Below are 2570 nucleotides of genomic sequence, written 5' to 3' on the forward strand. Positions count from 1 at the left end.
AAGGCGTCCCCGGTCGATGAGACGCCTTCCGCGTGGTCGAAGTCTTCGCTGTAGACGTGGATGGCGAATTTCGGCTCGCTGTCGTATCCGCTCAAACTCCCCGAGGCGTTGTCGACCCGGATGTAGAGGTTGTTTGCGTCGTTGGTGACATAGGCCCGGTCGATCTTGCCCATTTGGGAACCAGATTCGGTTCCGGTGGTGTGAGACAGGTAGTAGGGAACGTTCGCATACGCGGGCCAGTCACCGTTGGTACCGCTGGTGACTTGGATCGTCTTGTATGCCCCAGCGTTGCTGTCGGGCGGTGTGATCCTGGGTTCGAAGTCGCCCTGGTAGGCAAGGGTGGTCATGATGAAGACCGACGCGGTGATCGGCTCCGCAGTGGTACTGACGATCGGTTGTTCTGTCACCCATGAGACAGCCTCGCCCATCGGGATGTAGCCCTTGGCCGTTCTCGAGGCGTACCACTGGAGGCGGCTGAATGTGCGGTCGGGTTGACCTGCATAGAGTTCGTAGAGACCCATGTACATGGCCAGCTGCGGCCATGCCGCTTCGGGCCCTTTTGCCTCGTCGCCCGCCGGATTGAATTCCGCGGTGTAGTAGTAGGTGTCGCCGGTGTATCGGGCGATTCCCCACGTGTCACGGCTCAGGAACCCCTCCACGGTCTGGGCGTGAGTTTGGGCCCGTTCGCTGGAAGCATCGATCACACCCCAGGCGATGGCGGCCATCGTGGACCCGTCCACAGTGGTCCGCGGCGTGAAGTCGGCGTTGACGGCGCGGTTGTAGTACCCCCATGTCTCGTTGTACAGACCGGTCGGGTTCCACCCATAGCTGCGCTGCATCGCCGACAGAATCGTCGAGGCAGCACCGTTCCAGTTGTCCCGGTCGATGTCCTCGCCCTGGACAACGGCGGCCTGTTGGGCCGCCCACGACCCCGCCACGTACATGGCCTGGGAGAAGAAGTTGAATTCCTGGTCTTCTTCCCAAATGCTGGCGTCCATAGGTCCGAACCCGTAGGTGGGATCGATGTTGGTGTTCAGGAAGTCAGCGGACGCGGCTATCTCGGGATAGATGTTGTTGAGAAAGTCTCCGTCGTTTGTCATCTCGTAATGGCGGTAGGCACCGAGCAGGAACATGCCGATGCTGTCGTGCTCGGGTTCGACGAAGGAGACCACATCGCCGGTCCACAGGTCGAAGGTCGTGTTGAACGAGCCATCCACCTTCTGGACAGAGGCCATCCAATTCCAGAACAGTTCTGCTTCTTCATGGTGCCCGCTTGCGTCGAGACCCATGGCGGTAACCGAGGCGTCACGAGCCCACACCTTGTAGCCGTACGACGCTGGATTGCTGGTGGCGGGGATTCCGCCGATGGTCGGGTTCTGCATCTGTTTGATCGTCATCAAGTTGACGTCGAACGCTTCGTTTACCCCCGTGTCGGTCGTGCTGGGGCGCTCGCCAGCGGCCAACCAGGCACTCCAGTCGTCCTTCGCCTGGTCGAACCAAGAGTCGCATGTCCCGGCGCGGGCGATATCCGCCGCGTCCTGCGCCTGTGCCAGCGTTGAGCGGGCGGTGATGTAGAAGCAGATACTCTCGGTGCTACCGGCTGCGATCGACAGACCGTTCTGGAACCCAACGCTGATATCGGCAGCCGTCAGAGAACCGTTGCCTCCAAGGCCACCACTGTCGTCAAACTGGAACCAGGGGCTGGCATCGTCCGCGGCCGGATCCGTTACGGTGTCGTCTCCGATCTGGTAGCTGTCGGCTGCCTGGAAAGCACCGAATGCCACCACGCCTTCGTCGACACCGGTGAGGTCCCCGAAGATCGCGTTGCGGATGGCGTCATAGCTGGCCGATGTGGAGCCGAGGGGACGCTGTGGGTTGTTGAGATGGACTTGGTCCAAGACGTTCCAGGTGAGGCTCGACGCTCCCGGGTTCGTCGCTGAATAGCGAACCACAATGAACGGCTCGTTGGGGACGGCGAGGTATTCGCGTGTTGCCTCGACAGGAGTGCCCGACCCGGCATAATCGAGGTAGGTCTGCACGGCGGCCCCAGTCGAGTCGTACCAAAGGTCGGACTCGAACTCGTTGATGTCGTCGTACTTGTTTGAGGCGGTCTCGTCGCGGAAGAATGCCGAGTAGTCGACGATCTGGTTCGTGGACCAACTGCCGCTGAACCGCAGCTCGCCAAGTCGAGGGCCATACGTGCCGGTGTCGGTCTGGGTCAGTCGGCTCGCCATCGCGATGCCCATCAGATCCTCCCAGTTGGACATATACAGACTCGTGGCCGACGTCGAACTCGGCGCAGTGTCGGTGACCGCCTGCGCCGGGACAACGGTCGGACCGAGCGGCGAAAGGACGAGAGCCAGTACGACGATCAGCCACACGGTGCGCCGGATCCGGTTGGATGTCTTGTCCCGAGCCATGATCAGTTCCTTTCTTGGACTCATTCATGAGCCTCTGCTAACCGCGAATCGCGCCGGTATAGAGGCCGGTCACGAAATACCTTTGGAGAAACACGAACACCAGGATCTCGGGGATAGCAGCCAGTGTGGTGGCGGCGAACACGGTCGACC

At 61.1% G+C, this 2570-nt stretch carries 1 protein-coding gene; it reads right to left on the reverse strand.

All coding sequences use genetic code 11. The annotated features are described in order from the left end of the window. The coding region (locus tag GWP04_12685) for a hypothetical protein (protein NIA26393.1) at positions 1 to 2444 on the reverse strand (2444 nt) is incomplete at its 3' end. Positions 2445 to 2570: the final 126 nt, after the last annotated feature.

It is taken from the genome of Gammaproteobacteria bacterium (assembly GCA_011682695.1).
Taxonomy (GTDB): domain Bacteria; phylum Actinomycetota; class Acidimicrobiia; order Spongiisociales; family UBA4744; genus BMS3Bbin01.